8 protein-coding genes are annotated in these 21,722 nt (G+C 35.2%); 1 reads left to right on the plus strand and 7 read right to left on the minus strand.

Going from position 1 to position 21,722, the window contains the following annotated elements; all coding sequences use genetic code 11:
• Positions 1-4 precede the first annotated feature (4 nt).
• The gene (locus OZP08_RS16405; RefSeq protein ID WP_268847182.1) at positions 5-913 is read right to left on the minus strand and encodes a PorP/SprF family type IX secretion system membrane protein; all 909 of its coding nucleotides are present in this window, start codon (positions 911-913) and stop codon (positions 5-7) included.
• Positions 914-1,051: 138 nt separating this feature from the next.
• Complete coding sequence (locus OZP08_RS16410; protein ID WP_281322360.1) at positions 1,052-7,447, minus strand: DUF7507 domain-containing protein; 6,396 nt, start codon at positions 7,445-7,447, stop codon at positions 1,052-1,054.
• A 390-nt stretch (positions 7,448-7,837) separates the two neighbouring features.
• On the opposite strand from OZP08_RS16410, the gene OZP08_RS16415 reads away from it, so the two are divergent.
• On the plus strand, positions 7,838-9,313 hold the full coding sequence (locus OZP08_RS16415) for a sensor histidine kinase (protein WP_268847185.1): 1,476 nt from the start codon (positions 7,838-7,840) through the stop codon (positions 9,311-9,313).
• Here OZP08_RS16415 and OZP08_RS16420 read toward each other — a convergent pair whose 3' ends face one another.
• From OZP08_RS16420 to OZP08_RS16440, 5 genes are all read right to left on the minus strand, one after another.
• On the minus strand, positions 9,314-9,946 hold the full coding sequence (locus OZP08_RS16420) for a response regulator transcription factor (RefSeq protein ID WP_281322361.1): 633 nt from the start codon (positions 9,944-9,946) through the stop codon (positions 9,314-9,316).
• Positions 9,947-10,462: 516 nt separating this feature from the next.
• Complete coding sequence (locus tag OZP08_RS16425; protein ID WP_281322362.1) at positions 10,463-12,349, minus strand: M1 family metallopeptidase; 1,887 nt, start codon at positions 12,347-12,349, stop codon at positions 10,463-10,465.
• 376 nt (positions 12,350-12,725) lie between these two features.
• Entirely contained in the window at positions 12,726-13,721 is a 996-nt protein-coding gene (locus OZP08_RS16430) for a PorP/SprF family type IX secretion system membrane protein (RefSeq protein WP_281322363.1), read from the minus strand.
• Between the two features lie 9 nt (positions 13,722-13,730).
• The gene (locus OZP08_RS16435) at positions 13,731-20,354 is read right to left on the minus strand and encodes a DUF8696 domain-containing protein (RefSeq protein ID WP_281322364.1); all 6,624 of its coding nucleotides are present in this window, start codon (positions 20,352-20,354) and stop codon (positions 13,731-13,733) included.
• 430 nt (positions 20,355-20,784) lie between these two features.
• Entirely contained in the window at positions 20,785-21,342 is a 558-nt protein-coding gene (locus OZP08_RS16440; protein WP_281322365.1) for a hypothetical protein, read from the minus strand.
• Positions 21,343-21,722: the final 380 nt, after the last annotated feature.

The following is a 21,722-nucleotide window of genomic DNA, read 5'->3' on the forward strand; positions in this document are numbered from 1 at the left end:
TTTTTTAGAAAAATCTAGGTGATAAAACTCTCTTTTGATTTTTGAACAATTCAAATCGCAAAAATATTTCATGCGATCCGGAATTGTAATGAGCTAATTTAGTGGTCTCTAAATCATAGGCATATCCAATATACAATCCTTGATTGACTTGAAAACCTGCCATAAAACTCATTGCTGCATCCCATCTCCATGCTGCTCCCAAAACAAACTTTTCATTGAATAAAAAATTTGCGGATACATCAACCTGCAATGGAGATCCAACTACTGACTTACATAAAAAGGCGGGTTTAAACTGAATACTTGGACTTAAATCAAAGACATAACCACCTATTAAATAAAAATGCATACGCTCTAATGTTGTAGACGAGGCATTATCATTATAAAAATCTGTCTCTAAAAAATTAGGAACTGACAGTCCTACATAAAGTTTATCCGAATAAAAATAGGCTCCAGCTCCAACATTAGGAGAGAATTCATCATCTATATTATTTTGAAACTTTGGATCAATCAGATCATATCGGTTCAATTTTGTGTAATCGACATTCAACAAATTTGCTGTTCCTTTTACTCCAAATGATAATTTATAAATGCTGGAAGTTCGAATTGTATAAGATATGTCTACAGAAATTGTACTCTCGTTCGACGCTCCAATTTTATCGTTTACAAAAGACAGTCCAACACCTAAATTTGAATTTTCAATCGGACTATTGATAGAAGCTGTAGCAGTTTGCGGAGCTCCATCGAGTCCTACCCACTGGGTCCTGTACAATCCAAAAACACTCATAACTCCTCGTGTTCCCGCATAAGCAGGATTAATGGTGATGGTATTATACATGTAGTTTGTATATTGAGCGTCCTGTTGTGCAAATACCGATATATTTACTAACAATAAAATAATGAATAGTTTTTTCATATGAATATAGTATTTGTTTTTAATGGAATATGGTATTGCCTTTCTTCATTCCTAATTTTGGGTATTGGAATAATAGCTATTTCATATTCTTTTTTTAAATTCTAAAGAAATAATAATGATGACTCGAAAATCTTAAATTTAATTTCTGTTTAAATCCAAATAACCCGATTGATCAATGCCATTACCATTAAAATCCTCGTACTTAACAACATAAAAATACGTACCACTTGGCAATCCTTCTGATGTGTCAATTGTTGCCCTACCATCGGAAATACCTCTAAAAACTATAGTGTCGTTATTATATCCTTTCGCATCATATACTTTGACTCCCCAACGATTATAGATTTCTACTGTGTTTTTGGGGTAACACTCTATACCTCGTATACGGAAGAAATCATTTAAGCCATCGCCATCTGGAGATACAGCATTAAATACTTCTAAACTACAACTGTTAATGCTTAAGATTGTAGGGTCATCTTCTAAAGGACTAGTATCATCTGACATATCACTAACTTCTGCTCCTGATGGAGTTACACCTTTTATCATAGCTTGATTAGTTACAGATCCCTTTATAATATCTTGCTGAGTTAAAACATATATTCCGCTAAATGAAGTGCTATTAGACTCCCCTATTCCCAAGCTTATAGGTCCGCCAGAAATAACAATTCCAGGTAAAGCATCTGTAAGTACAACATTGGTAAGTGGTAAATTCCCAGTATTCATAACTGTAAAACTATAACCTATTGTTTCCCCAATCTCTCCATAACCATCTCCATTATTGTCGTTAAATACCGCTTTTTTTACAATCGCAATAGAAGGTGACTGAGCGATAGCAGTTATGGTACAGGTCAAACAATTAGAGTCTACGGGGCATGTCAAACACGGAGTAGGATCTGTAGATATAGCTGATATTGTTGTATTTGCAGGAGAGATTGCTGAGACGATAGCTGAGTTATATACATATCCTGATTTTATGTCGTTATTGGTAATCATATACACCGCCGTGAAAGTGACACTATCCGAAGCTCCTACTGCCAAAGTGTGCAAAAATCCTTTAACTGTAGATACATTATCATCCTTTATTGTAACATTATTTAAAGCAGAATTTCCGGTATTAGTTATCGTAAATGCATAGTTTATAACATCTCCTTCATTGGCAATACCATCATGATTCTTGTCTTCATAAATTCCTTCTTTCATGATTTTAATGCTAAAAAGCGAATTCAAGGCAGTTACCGTCGGGCTGTCATTAAGTATGGTTGAACCTGAAGTGTCAGTAACCGTCCCATTTGTTGGTGTGGTAGCTGTTACCGTAGCACTATTGGTTACTTTTCCGGCATCTATATCTGATTGTTTAATGGTATAGGTTGCGGTAACAGTTCCTGTTGCGTTTGGTGCCAAGGTGCTTGGTAGTATTGCTAGGTTCACACTATTAGTCAAAGCATCATTGACGATAATGTTAGTCAGAGTGGAATTTCCGGTATTGGTTACCGTAAATGTATAAGTGATTACATCTCCTACGGCTCCGGTTCCGCCCACAGCTCCTGTTTTTACCAAAGCTATGCTTGGACTTGGAGTCAGTATTGTTTCTGTTGGTGTATCGTTAAGAATAGTTGTCCCAGAAGTATCTGTCACCGTTCCGCTTGTTGGGGTTGTTCCCGTTACTGTAGCACTATTGGTTACTTTTCCAGTATCTATATCCGATTGTTGAATGGTATAAGTTGCGGTCGCTGTTCCCGTAGCGTTGGGTGCCAAAGTACTTGGTGTTACAGTAAGGTTCAAGCTGTTTGTCAAAGCATCACTGACAATGATGTTAGTCAAAGTAGTATTTCCGGTATTAGTTACAGTAAACGTATAAGTAATTACATCACCTACAGCTCCCGTACCTCCCGTTGTGCCCACTTTTACCATCGCAATACTTGAACTTTGGGTCAAACTGGTTTCTGTTGGAGTATCGTTAAGAATGGTTGTCCCAGAAGTATCTGACACAGTTCCGCTTGTTGGGGTTGTTCCCGTTACTGTTGCTGTGTTGGTTACCTTGCCCGCATCTATATCTGATTGTTGAATGGTATAAGTTGCTGTTGCAGTTCCTGTAGCATTTGGTACCAATGTACTTGGTGTCACTGCCATGTTCACACTATTGGTTAAAGCATCACTAAAATGAATATTGGTCAAATTGGTATTTCCGGTATTGGTCACCGTAAACGTATAGGTGATTACATCTCCAACGGCTCCAGTTCCTCCTACTACTCCCGTTTTTACCAAAGCAATACTTGGGTTTGGAATTAGCGTAGTTTCTGTAGGTGTGTCATTATTTATAGTTGTCCCGGAAGTATCTGTAACTGTTCCGCTTGTAGGGGTTGTTCCCGTTACTGTTGCGCTATTGGTTACCTTTCCCGCATCTACATCGGCTTGGATAATTGTATAAGTTGCTGTTGCGGTTCCAGTGGCATTTGGAGCCAAAGTACTTGGTGTTACAGCAAGATTCACACTATTGGTCAAAGCATCGTTGACAACAATATTAGTCAATGTTGTATTCCCTGTATTAGTAACTGTAAAAGTATATGTAAGCAAATCTCCTACTCCTCCAGTTCCTCCAACAGCACCAACTTTTACCATCGCAATACTTGGACTTCGGGTCAAAGTAGTTTCTGTTGGCGTATTGTTAAGAATAGTTGTCCCCGAAGTATCTGTCACTGTTCCATTTGTTGGGGTTGTTCCCGTTACTGTGGCACTATTAGTTACTTTTCCGGCATCTATATCCGATTGTTGAATGGTATAAGTGGCAGTTGCTGTTCCCGTAGCGTTTGGTGCCAAGGTACTTGGACTTACCGCCAGATTCACACTATTAGTCAAAGCGTCATTGATAATGATGCTATTCAAGGTAGTATTTCCTGTGTTGGTTACGGTAAACGTATAAGTGATTACATCTCCTACTGCTCCGGTTCCTCCCACAACTCCTGTTTTTACCACAGCGATACTTGGGTTTTGAGTCAGTGTAGTCTCAGTTGGTGTGTTATTGAGTATGGTTGTTCCAGAAGTATCTGTAACTGTTCCGTTAGTTGGGGTTGTTCCTGTTACGGTGGCACTATTAGTTACTTTTCCGGCATCTATATCTGATTGTTGAATGGTATAAGTGGCGGTCGCTGTTCCTGTAGCATTTGGGATCAATGTGCTTGGTGATACCGCCAGATTCACACTATTGGTCAAAGCGTCATTGACAACAACGTTAGTCAATGTTGTATTTCCGGTGTTGGTTACCGTAAAAGTGTATGTGATTAAATAACCTACTGCTCCGGTTCCTCCTACTGTTCCTGTTTTAACCACGGCAATACTTGGGTTTGGAACTAGCGTGGTTTCTGTTGGAGTGTTATTATTTATAGCTGTACCGGAAATATCTGTAACTGTTCCGCTAGTAGGCGTAGTTCCTGTTACTGTAGCACTATTAATTACTTTTCCGGCATCTACATCTGCTTGAATAATTGTATAAGTAGCTGTCGCTGTTCCTGTGGCATTTGGTGCCAATGTGCTTGGAGTTACGGCAAGATTCACACTATTGGTCAAAGCATCATTAACAACAACATTTGTCAAAACAGTATTTCCGGTATTGGTAACCGTAAAAGTATAAGTGATTACATCTCCCACTATTCCGGTGCCTCCCACTGCTCCAGTTTTCACCAAAGCAATACTTGGATTTGGAGTCAGTGTGGTTTCTGTAGGCGTGTCATTATTTATAGTCGTTCCTGAAGTATCAGTAACTGTTCCGCTAGTTGGGGTTGTTCCTGTTACAGTGGCACTATTGGTTACTTTTCCGGCATCTACATCAGCCTGAATAATTGTATAAGTTGCGGTTGCTGTTCCTGTCTCATTGGGTGCTAATGTACTTGGTGTTACAGCAAGATTTACACTATTGGTCAAGGCATCATTGATCACAACGTTGGTCAATGTTGTATTTCCTGTATTGGTCACCGTAAACGTATATGTAATTACATCACCTACCGCCCCAGTTCCTCCTACTGCTCCTACCTTTACCAAGGCAATACTTGGAGCTGTCACAAATATGGTGACCGTAGCAGTATCGCAATTTGTAGGATTCAATTTTTCACAAATAGTATAATTTACAGTATAAGTACCTCCAGGAGTATTTGGTGCTACGGTTACACTTCCGTCTGCATTTACTGTAAGTGGTCCGTTTGGAACAGAAGTCAAAATAATATCAGATATGTTTACCGGGGTTCCGTTTAAGGTATCATTTGTCAATACATTACCGGCATTTACATTACCAGTTGCTCCGACTGTTGGTGGCAAAACATCATTTACCGCATCAATAACTGCGCATTGTAATGAACCTCCACTAGTACCTGCCGTATTAACAAATGCTCCATATACATTGATATTATTTATCTCATTCGCAAGTGACCCTAAACTAATCCTAATTTCATCAAAAGCTTGTGAGGTCTTGAAACCTACATTATAAACCGCCGTGCCAGAAACATACGGAGCCAGTATAGGTACGTTTGTTAACAATGCTGAACTTTTTGACTCCTTAAGCACACCGTCTAAATAAGTATAAACGGTCAAAGAATTGAATAAATCTAACTGAGCTAAACTATTTAAATCTTTTATTGTGAATCCCGCAAAAGTACCCGCAGGATAAGTTGTCAACTGATCCAGAACAGCAATCGAAGCCGTAGATATTACTCCTGCAGTAACCATGATTGTAGCAAAATCAGTAGTATCTGCAGTCAATACATTATTGGTATTATTCACCACACACGCCACACATGCCACACCATCTATTCCTGTTTTATCACTATCAATGATTACAGGAAAAGCTGGGTTCGTTAATGGATACGTTCTATTACATTCTAAAGTTACCGGACATAATTTTTCAAAAACTACATTATAAACATTTACAACTCCCAAAGTTACAGTTGCTGTATTCGTGATAGTGATACGAGCTTCATCAAAGGATTTAGTACTTACAAACCCAATCGTTTGTGTACTGTTACTGGTTCCAACAATTGCCAAAGCAGAATTCCCTGACTTAGTTTCTTGAAGTACTCCATTGAGATAAGTTCTTAATGTAACTGCGTCAAGAGCATTTACATTCAACAGTGGAGCGTTTTCAACAGTAAACCCTACAAAAGAACCAATAGGATAATCTGTTTTTTCATCCTTTATAGAAATACTACCACTGTTTCCAATACTTGCTGTTAAACTAATCTGAGCATAATTAGTCGTATTGGAATCTATTAGATTTTCAGCATTATTTATTGTACAAAGCGCACAAACCAAACCATCAATACCTGTATTTACCCCATTAATATAAACTGGATAAGTTGGGGCAGACATGACCGTTTGTGTGTTACAAACCAAATCAGGTCCAGCACAAAAATTTTCAAAAACAGCACTATACACTTTGGTAGAACCCAAATTCAGAGCTAATGTTTGATTAACCGATATTCTAGCTTCATCAAACGAAGTAGTTGATACAAAGCCTACTTTATATCGGCCAGGATTGTTTAACAACGAACCGCCGACTACTAAATTACTGCCAGAGAGTTGTTGTTGCTGAACTCCGTCACGATACGTAGTTATAACTATATTACCCAATGCCGAAGCATTCAGCAAATTTGAATTTTCTATTTCAAAACCTGCATAAGTACCTGATGGATAATCTGTAAGTTGATCTTTTACTGAAATACTTCCTGATCCTGCTATACCAGCAGTCAAAGCAATAGTCGCATAATCATTTGTATTAGAGCTAATACAATTCGTTACATCATAAACACTTCCTACGCTTGTACCGGATACACCCGTATGTGTAGGCTCTAAACTTACTGGATAAGTTGGAAGATTCATTGCTGAAACAGTATTACAACCCAGAGCCGGACCAGCACAATAATTTCTAATAACAGGATAATAAACATCAATAATATTCGACAAACCGACCAAACCTCCTATTGAAATTTCAATCGCATCAAAATCTTGGGTAGTATTGAAACCCACAACATAATTGTTCCCTGTACCATTAAGCAATCCCTGTCCCAAAAGTAATGGCCCTGAGGTGGTTTCTTTCAGAACACCATTTAGATAAGTCCTGATTGTAATTGAACTTAATAAATTTGTATTTAATAATGCACCTGTATCAATTCTGTACCCAACATAAGTACCTGCGGTATAATCAGTATCGGTATCGGTAACTCTATAATCTACAGAGCCAGAAACACCAACAGTAACATTTGCTGTTGCAAAATTATTCAAGTCAGCATCTATTAACCTGGGGGCATTTGTTGCCGAACAAAGCACACAAACACCACTAAGACTACCCGTTGCCGTCAAATTGCCAAAAGTACTGTTTATAAAAGGAAGTGGAGTTTCTGTATTACATTGGGCCGAAACAATGGTCGCTGAACACACATAAAAAACAAAAAAAAGGAATGCTCTTTTGAATGTTCTTTGAATTAATGTCTTTAATGTAATAGATTGGTTTGATTGATTAATCGAAAGGTCTTTGTAATTTTTTTTCATAGAATAAAAGATTAAACTTTTTAAACAAAATAAAATTCACAACTCTTTTAACATCTAACAACATATCGTTAAATATAACTAAAAAATCGATATAATACACAATAAAATGTATTTAATAGAATATTGACTACGTAATTAATCGATAGGAGAACTTGGAAAAGCAGGACAAAGAACATATTATTCCTGTAAATTTATTCTATTAAGAAAGGAGAAGCACATAAATCAAGCAAACAAAAATCGATAGTAACATAGAATTATTACTAGAAGAAAATCTAACAAATACTAGTTATGTAACCCAATTACTATATTCGATACTTCTTATTTCGCTATAAAAAACAAATAACATGAACTAATTTTCATAAATTACGATTCCTAATAATAGTAAAGATTATGGCTGAAATTAAGAACCATTCAAAATCAAAAAATCACAATATAATCCTACTCTATATTATATTGTTTTTTTCATGTACTTCACTAATCATTATAAACTACATTACTATTACAATTCTATCTACATCGAGAGCCTATATAAATGGGGAGTCACATTACTCCAAAGGACAAAACAAAGCATCTCGGCATTTGATTACCTATTTGTACACAGAAAATGATAAAAGCTGGAAATCGTTTAACGAAGAATTGAGTGTTCCCTTGGGTGACCAATTAGCAAGAATAGCTTTAACTCATAATCTTGATGATAGTATCGCCAAAAAAGGGTTTAGAGCTGGGAGAAATAAAGAAGGGGATTTAGATGATTTAATCTGGGTATTTAAAAATTTTAATACTGTACCATTTCTAAAAAGAGCAATTTACGAGTGGAAAAATGCTGATAAATTAGTAAATCAGCTTCATGAAATGGGCGTTGAAGTTCATGAAAAAATTAAATCTGGTACATTAGATGAGAAAACAAAACATGAACTTTCGTCTAAAATAAATTCTCTATGCGAAAAACTAGGCGTTGCTGCAGATAAGTTCTCTAATATTGTTGGTGACGGTACCCGAGAAATTAAAGGCATTTTAATCGTTATAAATATATTTTTTATACTAATAATAATCAGTTGTGCTAGTATTTATTATGTAATCACATTAAAAAAAATAATAGCTTCAGAGAAGGATATTAGTAGTAAAAAAGAACAATTACACGATATTATAAAAGATTTAGAAAAAACTAAAATAGAATTATCTACAGAAATAATCCAGCATAAAAAACTAATTGGGACCATAAGCCATGATATAAAAAGCCCTTTGAAATATTTAGTAATGACCAATAAATATATTTATGAAGAGTCTAAAAACTATAATGATGTAAAATTCAAAAAAAACACGAAATCCGTTTATTCATCTACACTGCAACTGTATAATTTCATTGACAGTTTATTGACCTATTCTAAAATATTCTTTGAAGGAAAATCTTCTGAAAATCTGGATTATTATCTAAAAGAACTGGTACAAACGAAATGCAATTTATTCCATGATATAGCCGAGGCTTCAAATAATGTTTTAGTAAATGAAATTGATAAAAATGTTAAGACAAAAATAAACAAGGACATATTATCTGTTATTCTTCACAACATTCTTGATAATGCCATAAAACACACAGAGAGAGGAGTCGTTAAAGTGTATAGCCACGTTAAAAACAAAAAATTATATCTGGTTGTAGAAGACTCGGGAAAAGGATTTAAAGAAGAGGATCTAATCTATTACAACCAATTAAGTAATGAACAATCTGATGAAAAATTAATCCTAAGGAATAACGGAATGGGGCTACATATGGTTGTAGAATTAATTCAGATACTCAACGGTGATTTAAAATTTTATAGTGAAGGAGGAAAAGGTTCTAAAATTGAAATAATTACTGATTTAAATTAGTCAAACTGTGAATTTTTTAAACAATTCAGATAACTCAATAATATTGGTTATGTGTGTTTTTTTGAAAATATTCAATTTATGGGTACTTACAGTAGTCATTTTTATATCCAATTCATTGGCAATTTCAAGATTTCCAAATCCTTTTACAAGAAGTTCCGCAATTTCAAATTCTCTTTGGGTAAGTTCTTCCAGAGGATTACAGCTTTCTCTCTTATTTTGAGAAAACTCTATGAATTTATCAAGTATATCTGTTGAGATATATTTCCCTACTTCTAAAACAGTTTTTACAACTTTGACAATTGTGCCACTATCGCTCAACTTATTCAGGTATCCATTTGCCCCAGCTTGTATGTAACGAAAAGCATAAATATCCTCATCATGAGCAGAAAAAATTAATATTTTTAGATTTTTTTGTAACTCCCGTAGATCATCTATCATGTAGTATTTTTTACCGCCTGGTAAATTGATATCCAATATTACCAAATCAAAATAATTTTTTCCCAATTCAATAAGTGCTCCCGGAAAATCATTCGTCCCAAAAACCTGAACATCATCAAGTTCATTTTCTAATAAAAGGGACATTCCTGATCTTACAATAAAATGATCATCAACAATTAGTATTTTTTTTACCATAACGGAAAACTAAATTTAAAACTATTACAACCTATCCCAAATCAAGCCAACAGTTTTGCCATCAACGATAACTTCCCTTTATAAAAGCATTTTAGTGCAAAAAACTAGTACTGTCTTGTAACAAAGTCCTTTAAACTTAATTATAAGAGTTGAGGTATATAAGGTCAACCTCATCTCTGATAAAAGAATATTATCATCTAAAGGAGAATATTACATTAAAAAACTAAATCATGATGTCAATATAATGATTTTAAAAAAAATTAACAATATAAAATAATTATTTTTATCAAAATACGCGTTTTATTAAGAAAACAACATCAAATTATTCAAATTAATATAATATAATTCTTATAATCAAAAATAGTAAGCATAATCTTTCTGTTTAATTAAATTCAAATTATTGTATCAAAAAAAAACTGCTATAAAAAAACCGCTACTACTTAAATTTAAGTAATAGCGGTTTTTCCTTATACTAATAATTAACCTTTTCTCTTTGCAGAACTACTTTTTCTAATACTAATAACTATTCCACACATTATTTTTCGGACTAGCATCTACATAAATGCCATTATCAAGATTTACCGATTTTATTTTTTTATCAGATTTCAAATAAATTGTTGTGTTTTTTTGATTGTTTTTCCAAACGGCTGGAGTTTGATGCAAAATCTCTTTTGAATTGTCATCATACATAATAACAACATCAAAAGGAATGGCGAAACCACCAACATTTTTAATCCAAATTGTTTTTTTCGAATTCATATCTTCCACTTTTTCAATCACTAAATCAATGTGATTATTGCTAAAAAACCAGTTGTTGAAAAACCAATTTAAATTTTTACCCGAACTGGTATTCATACAATTAAAAAAGTCCCAAGGAATTGGATGTTTACCGTTCCATGTATCCATATAAAAATGCAATGATTTTTTGAATTGGTCATCACCAAGCAAATCTTTCAAAGCAAGATACGAAAGAGAAGCTTTGCCATATGAATTGTTTCCATATCCCGCATCAGACACTTGGGTAGACATCGTGATTATGGGTTGATCTTCTTCTGCAGATGGGTCTTTTATATAACGATTGATTCTGAACTCTTTATAAAATCTATCGGCTGCCTCTTTACCATGTTCTGCAATGCCTATTAGATATTCAAAAGTAGTAGCCCAGCCTTCGTCCATATAAGCATATCGGGTTTCATTTATTCCCATATAAAAGGGAAAATAGGTATGTGCTATTTCATGATCTTGTACCAATTGTGCAAAAATAGCATTCCCTACCTGTGCATCATTAACCATCATAGGATACTCCATATCAGCAAATCCCTGAAAAGCAGTCATTTTTGAGTATGGATAAGGAATTCCTGGCCAATTATTAGAAAACCAATCTAATGCGTAATTAATATTTTTAACCGAATTAAAAAAATCCGTGCCTGTTATATCATAAGCTGCTTGAGTACTGGTGCGACGTTTGGTTTTAGCATCTACAATTGCGCTACTGGCATCCCAAATATAATGATTGCTTAATGCGAAACAAACATCACTAATGTTGTTGGCTTTAAACTTCCAGCTATTCCATTCATTTTGCTGAGTAACACGTCCTTCTTTCAATTCTTGTTCATTAGCAATACGCATTACCTCATCTGAGATATATGATTTTTTTAAACGAGCAGCATATTCAGGTTGCAAAACCTCATCTGGGTTTAATAAATCTCCTGTTCCATAAACCACGTAATTTTTGGGTGCATTAACTGTGTAAACATAATCGTTAAAGTCATTATAGAATTCTTGACGATCTGTATGAGGTATTCTGTCCCAGTAATTATAATCGTCAAAAACTGATACTCTAGGATAGCTATAGGCTACATAAAAAGTAGTTTCGTCTATTTGTCCTTCTCTTCCACTCTCTTTTGACAAAGGATAATTCCATTCGATTTCAAAAGTTGCTTTAGTCTTTGGCAGCAAAGGGCTTTTTATCTTTACATTTCCAACAGTCCCCCATTTTCTGGCATCTTCATTGTAAGTAACCCCATCTATTTTTAAAGATGTAATCGTCAATCCATTTGATAGAAAGTTTTCACCCACACTTCCTCCTCTTGGAGATGTTGGCTTGTGCAAATTATTCACAAAACGTATCACTATATTTCTCAGTGTATCATTACTATTGTTTTCGTATACAATAGTTTCGCTACCGCTTACCTCCTTTGTCGTTGCATTTACACTAATATTCATGGTATAAATACCGTGATTTTGCCAATACTTTTTACCGGGCTTTCCATCCATAGAACGAGTCTCTTTTGCATAAGCTTCTTTTATGTTTCTAGGCATATAAAGCTCTTGGGCAAAACTACTTTGTACAAATACAATAATTGTCAGGGCTAATAGTTTCGATAGGATTTTCTTTTTCATTTTTGATTTTTAGATTGTGACAGTTTGTAATAAGTATCCAAATCTTGATTTTTGTAACAAAAACTTGTCGTTTTTTTATAAAAAAACCAAAATGAAATTCGAAATGCCTTTTATAAATGATAAAACGCTTTTATGAGAAAATTGACTAATACATACAAAATAGCACCTATTAAAGCAAAAGCGAGAATAAAAGCAAGAATATTAATTACAATATTGGGAATGAATTTTAGTCTTGGATGCACATAAAAAGGCTCACGATGCAAACGTTCGTGCACATTTTTGGCTGCTATTTTTATTTTCTTTTTGATAGCTTAAATGCTTTAATAAATTTCACTTCTAATTTAAGCTTTATTTAGACATTTTTAATGTTTTTTAATCAATAATAAGCAGGGCAACTATAACATCTTCTACTCGTATCAAAAATATACATGAATGAAAGCTCATATACCCCTCCTGTTTTTCCAATATGTGTAGTATTGAAATCATAAGAATAGCCAAATTTAAAATGATTAAACTGTAGCCCTCCAAAAAGGTTGACCGAAATTAAAAAATCACTCCCCGGAGTATCTTTTGACGGATTTGTTGCGGCACCTACCCCAAAAAAATATTTTTCAAATATCAGACCCGTTCCAAAATCCAAACGATCATAGGATCCTTGTGCCATATAGTTTGTCGTTACCAATAATCGGGTTTCATAAGGAAAACTGATTATATCTACATAATCTGCAATATGAAATTCATATCCCAAATTGGCCGAAAAAAAACGGTCTAATGGCATATTACCATCTTCTTCAAAAGAAATGTCAGGTTTATTAATATGCTTCAATGCCAAACCAATCCATCCTTTTTCATTATTGATTAACATTCCTGCAGAAATGTCGAAAAAATTTATATGATTATTATACAATAAAGGATCTCCACTCCCTGGATTAATGCTTCCGGATCCAATATTGATTTGATCTCCCAACACCAAGTTTTGAAAACCATAAGATTTATACCCAAATCCTACTTCAGCTGCCGGGCGAAAATACCAATCATCTGTCAACTGCACTCGGTATGCATAGGAAAGACTTCCTTCAAAAAATTTATAATCTGTAAATGTTTCTCTCTCGCTTAACAAGTTTAATCCAAATCCGCTATTTATATTTTCATCCCAAGTATAGGCATATGCAAAATCTGAGTCTACTCTTAACTCTAAGTCTGGCCATTGTGTTCTATGCAATATTCCTGCATTGGTAGTTTCTAACATACCTGTAAATCCGGGATTTAAAACCTGTGGCACCATAAAATATTGCGTAAACACAGGATCTTGTGCATTTACGATAATTGAATAAAAGAATAACGACAGAAAGGCTACTATTTTAATTTTCATCTTGCTATTTTAATTAAGTAAAGTAAAAGGCCCCTCTTTTAAAATCTCGGTACCATAAAAAGTAGTTGCTTTAATTTTATAGTAATAATTACCATTCTCTGAAAGCTTATTCTTTACATAGCCACTCCATCCTCTAATGGTTTCCCCTTCCTCAGAATAAACAAGTTCACCCCATGTATTATACACTTCAAACTGTATTAATTTCATTCCTAAAAATTGAGGGGTAAAAAAATCATTTATACCATCTCCGTTTGGTGTAAACGCAGTTGGAGAAATCAATTCATATCCTTTCTCGATACTTAATTTTTGAGTACTAGTATAAACGCACCCAAAAGGATAAGTTACCATTTGCGAAACCAAATACTCTCCGGCAAGTACATATGAATGCTTTGGGTTTATTTCATTAGAAACACTTCCGTCACCAAAATTCCATGCCACACTTATAAAATCTCCATTAGAAGTATTGGTAAATAGGATAGGATCTACCACAGAATATACCCCATAAGTAGTAAAGGCATATGAACTGGTTAAAAAACTAGGATAGCCCAATTCTGGAATTTTCACATCAAAAGTATAAAGAGCTGGGCACCCTAAACCATCTACTACACTAAGTGTTACAGCTCCGTTTTGGTTGGTATTCATAATTTCATTATTAGCCCCACTAACAACTCCACTAGACCAAGACAATTTATAGGGCGGTACCCCACCAGTTACATTGGCCACAAAAGTTTGATGCACATAACGGGTATCACAATTAAAATCTGTTTGGGTTTCTACTGCAATTACAATTGGGGGCTGTCTATAAATAACATATTCGGCTTGCTTTTTACATCCTCTTGCATCTGTAACCGTTACGAGATAATTTCCCGCTGGTATATTGGTTAAATCCTCAGTTGTACTGCCATTTGACCAAGCATAGGTAAAAGGAGCAGTACCTCCTGAGACCAAAAGATTTATGGCTCCACTATTGGCATTATTACAATCGAAGGCATTGGTTAAATTAGCCGTAAGCACCAATTGTTGAGGTTCTACAATTACAAAAGACTCTTTTATAAAACAAGGTGCGCCATCAGATACCGTAACCGAATATGTTCCGGCCGCCAAATTATTTCTGGTACTTCCTGCCGAAGGATTATCATCCCAAAGTACTTTTACCGGAGATACACCCCCGCTTATATTTAGTGCTATACTTCCGTCCTTAGAGCCAAAACAAGATATATTTGTCTTCACCGGATTGATACTGAAAGGCGGAGGAACAGGCACAGTTATAGTACTCTTCTTTACGCAAAGTAGCGCATCGGTAACAGTTACCGTATAATCTCCAGGAGCGAGATTGTCCTGTGAGGATCCGCTACCAAAATTACTCCACGAATACTGATACGGTGGAATTCCTCCTGAAACTACCAAATCTATAGATCCATTATTATATCCCGAACAACTCAACCCAGTTACTGTAGCTTTGATGATGATTTCGCTATTTTGAGTTATCGTAACCCTTAAAGACGTTTGACAATTTGATTTATCCGAAACTATCAGATCATAAACCCCTGCATAGAGTCCTGATAAATTCTGATTTGTACTTCTAAAACCATTTGGTCCCGTCCACATATAATTGTATTGCCCAACCGGAAATGGAGTCCCACCAATTGTATTAACCGTAATGGCTCCTGTGGCATCTCCATAACATTTTACATTGACTTGATTCACTAAACTTACTGCCAAAACAGGTGGCTGTGTAATGGTAAAAGAAATTGTTTTTGGGTTATTTACAGGCGCACAGCCATTAAAATCTGTAACGGTGACAACATACGTCCCTGGAGTTAAATTTGACAAATCCTGAGTCGTTACAGGATAAGTGGCTCCATTTTTGGTCCATACATACACATAAGGCGGCGTTCCTCCAGAAACATTAATATCGATAGCACCATTGCCGTCACCAAAACAAGTAATATCTTTTTCAGTAACAGTACTAATGAGCATGTCATTGGGTTCTGTAACAGTATAATCTTTATCAAAATTGGCACAGCCGCTATTGTCTTTTATATTCAAATGATAAATCCCCGGAGCTAATGATGAAATTGTTGTAGCCGAAGATGTAAAGCCATTGGGGCCTGTCCATAAAACAATATAAGGTGTTGCCCCTCCAAAAGGGATTCCTCCTGCTATATTGGTACTAATAGAACCATTATGGGCCTGAAAACATTTGCTATTAGTAATTATTTCGTTAGCATACATAGATGGTTTAACAGTTACAACAATCGTAAAAGTCGCTCCCACACATGATGCCCCCGAAGTTGGTGTTACAGTATAAGTCGCCGTAGCTAAACTGGTAGAAGTATTTGTTAAAGTCTGACTTATATTAGATTGAGGTGTAACTTGAGTACTACCGCCAGTTATAGTTCCTGCTGGACTTATCATTGGATTCGACCAAGTATAAACAGTTCTTGGAGGGACAATTTCTGATCCTCCATTTACAGGTGTGATACTAAATGCGACACCATTACAGGTAGCTGTTGTTTTTGGTGCAATTACCGGCACAGGATTTACAGTAATTGTGGCTATATTCGAAAAAAGAGAATTACAACCACCCAAAAAAGTAATAACACAATAATAGTAATTTGTTCCAACGACACTAACTGGAGGTGTATAACTAGCTGTAGTTTCTCCTGTTATTAATGTGCTTCCTATATAATCTCCGTTCGAATCAGAATACCATTGATAGGTAGGCGAACCTGAAACACGTACCCCATCATGAGAAGTTACTCCCAAAACTGGAGCTGCTTGTCCTAAACAAATAGTACTGGATTGCGGTTGCACATCCATTTTAGGTTGCGGATAAGTTATCACTTGTGCTGTGTTACTGGTAACACCACAACCAGCCCCTATTTGTTTTATTTCACAATAAAAATACTTTGTTATTGAACTGTTCTCAGCCGGTGCCTCATTTGGAGGAGTAAAGGTATCCAGAGTCTCACCAGCAATAAGAACTCCACCACTATTTGAATTCGTTGTATTTGAATACCATTGATACAAATAGGAACCGTTTACATAACCACCCGTAGCAACTACCTTCAATGGTAATGCATCTTTACATATTATTTGACTAGCAATGGGTTGTTGGGTTATCGCTGGATCTGATACTACAATAATTTGTGCAACAGAACTTGTAGCTAGATTACAACCATTACCGCTATACTGAATGGTAACATAATAATAATATGTTCCTATTGTCGCAAATGGCGGAGGTGTAAAACTATCACTATTTGAATTAGCAATTGGACTACCTCCTATATTCGAATTTGTCGAACCATTATAATACCATTGATAAGTTGGCGTTCCTGCGCCATTTCCGGGAACTACGGATAATGTTCCTGTTCCTCCTACACAAAGAGTCTGACTTGCTGTAGGCTGTGTTGCAATTGTGGTTTGCTGATTGACTTTTAGCGTTGCAAAATTAGAGCTTATAGGGTTACATCCGCCAGATGGGAAAGAAATTTCGCAATAGTAATATTTTACTGGAGTTGTGATATCAGTTGGAGTATAACTAGAAGTATTTGCTCCCGAAATTAATGTACCACCCGTATTTGAAGCTGTCATATTCGAAAACCATTGGTACTGTGGTGTACCAAATGATCCTGTATATGAAACATTCAAAGGAGCAAAAACTCCCCCAACACATATACTCTCAGAAATTGGGTTAACCGTAATTGTGGCTTGAGGATTAACTTTGACTTGGGCAAAAGGAGTTGTCACATTACATCCTCTATTATTAGATTGTGTAACATCACAAGAATAGGAAAAAGTTCCCACTTGGTTTGTTGGTGGAGTAAAACTAGCCGAATTCGCTCCACTAACCGGAGTCGAACCATTGTTCAAATACCATTGATAATTATAAGTAAAAGTGCCAGTTGTGCCTCCGTTTTGATCCAATCCACCACTTACGGTAACTGCCCAAGGAGATGCATTTGAGGCTGGTGCAATACTTTGGCACACTTCCTGATTCGGGAGTGGTATCACCGAAGTAAATACAGGATCTGCAACGGTTACAATCTCTGCCGTATTACTGGTCAATATTCCGCAGCCATTTCCTGCAATCGTAATCACCACATAATTATAATAAGAACCCGGTGAAGCTTGAGCAGCTGCATATAAACTATCCGTATTGGCGTTTGTAATTGGTGTTCCTCCACTGTTTGAATTAGTTGAATTGGTATACCACTGATAACTTGCGGCACCCGCACCATTGATATAATGAACCGTCAATGGTATTGGGGTTACTCCGCCAACACACAAATTTTGTGTCGAAAGCGGTTGTATATCTATTGTTGGAACGATTTTCACTTCTACTTTTGCCGTTTCGGATGTTATACTAGTACAAGCTCCTACTGCAAATGTTACTGTACAATAATAATAGATTGTTCCGAAAGTATTTGGAGGTGTATACGTTGAACTATTCGCACCCACAATTATAGTTCCGGTAGTAGTATTATCAACTGTATTCGAATACCATTGGTAGCTGCTTGGCACTACATTAACCGCAACTGTTAACGGATTTGTTATACCTCCTTGGCATAAACCGTTATCAACTGGTTGAGTTGTAAAATAAGGCAAAGGATCTACTTTTATTACATAATCTACCGTGGGTCCCGGACATCCAAATGCCCATGGAGTTATAGTATAAGTAACTGTTCCTGAAATGGTATTGGTAGTAGAAATAGTTTGTGATGGAATTTCAAATACCGGTGTTGCCGGATCTCCTGCTATACCTGGGGATGTAGCTAGAAAACCGGTTATTCCTGGAGTAGCAGTAGCGGTCCAACTGAAAGTATTTTCAGTTCTAACATAATCCGGGATTAAATCAACCTTTGTAGAATTGGTACCTGAGCAGATGGTTTGTTCTAATGGAGGTGTATTGGCTACATGAGGTATAGGCTTAATTGTAAAAGTTTGTGGTGTAGCTACTGTAGTTCCGCACTCATTAGTCACACTCAAAGAAACTGTATAAGTAACAGGTGTAGTAGTACTTGCAGGATATGTTATTCCTGTAGGATTTGCTAAAGTTGAAGAAGCTGGTGTTCCTCCCGGAAAACTCCAGGCATAAGTTAAAGTACTTGATGCTGGGGCACAACCATTAACTACTGCTGTTGGATTTAACGGATTCGCTATTGTATACCCGCTACACATTGGGTTTATTGAATTTATACTTACCATTGGAGGCTGTTTAACCTCTACAACTTGAGATGTTGAAATAGTCCCACAGGAATTTTTGGCATCTAATTTTAGCAAATAAGTTCCCGGATTAATAAAATGAAAAGAAGGATTTTTGGATGTACTGTTAGTTCCTCCTGTAAAATTCCAATTGGAAGAAGTCCCACAATAAGAAGGGGTATAAATCACTGACCAACTATAGGTAGGCGGAATACACGATTTGCTTTCATCGGTTGTATTGTTAACAATGATATCGCCATTTCCAGGAGCTGTAGTACAAACCGAATTCGTATTTAATGTAAATGCGGGAACTAACGGACTTTCAATACAAATCGTTTTCGAAATTTGATTCGTACCACAAGCATTTCCAATTTTCAATGTGATGGTATAAGTTCCCGGTGCAGTAAATTGTAAATCCAAAGGACTTGATCCAGAATCCCATAAATCTGTATCAGAAGTACCAAAGTCGTTTCCCAAAGTTCCTCCGTTTATAGTGTAAGTAGCAGGCGAAACTGTCCAAACAAATTTAGAATTTGTATTACATCCCAGTGCACTTGCTAATGATCCTCCTATTGAAGTATTAGTGAATCGAATTGTGGTGTTGGTACAATTTATTGGTACTGTACTTGGCGGTACTACTGCTGTCGAAATTGTAAAATTAGGTACAGGTGCTGTCGAAACATATAACGGAGCAATCAAACCTGTCGCAACATTACAAGGGTTAGAAGCCTCTACAGATGCATAAAACGCATCCGTATAAGTTGCATTACCAACTTGGCTATTCGTCCCACATGAAGTATTTACAAAAGTATGTGTTACATCTATAAAATCTACTCCTGGTGCAGGCTGATTGTAAAATTGCACACTAGGTGGAACTGCATCATTTATAGTTACTTTATAAACCGTAGATGGGGAATTATTAGCTATTCCTAAAATTTTAAAAGAAAGCTGATTATTGGTACAAATAGAATTTCCCCCCGGATTACTAATTGAAACTTCTGGATTTGCACCTACAAAAACGGTATAATTTTTAGACGTAGATTCTCCTAAGTTATTAACTACGGTAAATACCAAATTATAAGTTCCTCTGAGATAAGTATGATTTTGTATGACATTCCAAGGAGCAGCTGTTACAAAATCTGGAGAACCATCACCCCATACTATTTTATAACTTACATTTGTTGCTGTTGTTGTAGAACCATTTCTAAAAGAAAAATCAGCAGAAGCCGGATTTGAACAATTTCTAAAAACTGGAATTCCATTATATACCGTTCCTGAACCTGTCCCAATTAATGTGGCATCTGGAGGCAATAAAGCAACATTAACCTCATTTACAGTTGTTTTCTTTACAGTATTCTTTTCATCTTTAATACTATCATTAACCGTTTTTATAGTATCACAAGTTGTTCTAGTAAAAATTGACACAACCGAAGCTGTCTTTTTCTCAAATTTATTTCCCCCTAAGAAAGCAATGTTATTTTTAGCTTGTACTGTAACAAATAAAAAAATAAAAAATAAGAAAATACTATTTTTTCGTAATTGGCTCATCATTTATAAGTCTAAAGTTAGTAGTAATTGAAACTATTCAGTAAGCAATGAATTTCAAAGGCTTTAGGATTAAAATGAAGGGGGTGGTATTTTAATCACTATGTTCTGCTAGAAACATAAATTATAGCTGGTATATCAGATTGATTCCATATTAAATGGAGGCTCAATAGATATCCTATTCCTTCTCAAAATACTGAATCGTTACTGTACGTCAAAAGTTCTTTTTAGAAGAACATCAGAATGACTTTCCTTACAAATATAAACAATTAACAATCAATTAATAACAATTTTACACTAAAAATAACGACTAATCATAATCAACAACAACTCTTTCTTTTCCTGTATAAAAATGTGAAACACCTTCGTCTTTCCAAACATATTCGTATTCGCTCGAAAATCCTTTACTGGATATATTTATATCATCTGGATTCCCTTTACTGTATTTTACCATATCTATATGCATTCCTTTCCAGATATAATTGTTGGCTAGTTTCTCACAATCTTCTTTGCTCCATTCCGGGTGTAATTTTTTAATCTTTCCCGCTTTGCTTTTCATAAACTGAATGTTTTCTTTCTCAAAAGCAATTTCTTTTTTTCGTTTTTCGGAGGCTTCGTATTTTTGATTTAGAACTTTCGAATAGTTTTCTAATTTATCCAGAAAAACGGATACTTCTTCTTTATTCTCTATTGCCTTATAAGCAAACAGTATACTATCCAGATTTACTTTATACTTAGTTTTAGCAATTGATTTAGTGGCGTTGTTAAACCTTAAATTATTAGTAGATTCTTCATTCTCTTTAGAAGAAAAATAAATAGAGATCATTAATCCAACTACAATTAATACTATTGGCGCATTTTTTTTCATCTGTAACTATAATTAATTTTTAAAGAATTCTATCTCTATCAAAATCATTATTGCCATGTTGATGTACAAAAAATAAGTATCCAAAGTTTTTTTGCAAATCTTGGTAATTACTTACTCCAAATACAAAAAACATTTTTTTAAAACAACTGAAATTAATACAGGTAGACCAACTACTCAATTGCTTAAATTAAAAAGTAAAACATTCTAATTTTGTGTAATAAAGATAAAACATTAATTCAACAAAACAGATTAAAAACCCTTTTTATCGATAAAATGCACTCAAAAAACAACATTGTAAGTTTTAAATTATAACAATTAATATATTTATATTTAGTTTTCAAACAAGTGCAATATCTTTTTCTAGTTAGAAATTATAAAAA

The sequence above is a fragment of the Flavobacterium aestivum genome, from assembly GCF_026870175.2.
Classification (GTDB): Bacteria; Bacteroidota; Bacteroidia; order Flavobacteriales; family Flavobacteriaceae; genus Flavobacterium; species Flavobacterium aestivum.

Coding starts and splice junctions, on each gene's coding strand:
- OZP08_RS16405 (WP_268847182.1), bottom strand. CDS start 913: ATGAAAAAACTATTCATTATTTTATTGTTAGTAAATATATCGGTATTT.
- OZP08_RS16410 (WP_281322360.1), bottom strand. CDS start 7,447: ATGAAAAAAAATTACAAAGACCTTTCGATTAATCAATCAAACCAATCT.
- OZP08_RS16415 (WP_268847185.1), top strand. CDS start 7,838: ATGGCTGAAATTAAGAACCATTCAAAATCAAAAAATCACAATATAATC.
- OZP08_RS16420 (WP_281322361.1), bottom strand. CDS start 9,946: ATGGTAAAAAAAATACTAATTGTTGATGATCATTTTATTGTAAGATCA.
- OZP08_RS16425 (WP_281322362.1), bottom strand. CDS start 12,349: ATGAAAAAGAAAATCCTATCGAAACTATTAGCCCTGACAATTATTGTA.
- OZP08_RS16430 (WP_281322363.1), bottom strand. CDS start 13,721: ATGAAAATTAAAATAGTAGCCTTTCTGTCGTTATTCTTTTATTCAATT.
- OZP08_RS16440 (WP_281322365.1), bottom strand. CDS start 21,342: ATGAAAAAAAATGCGCCAATAGTATTAATTGTAGTTGGATTAATGATC.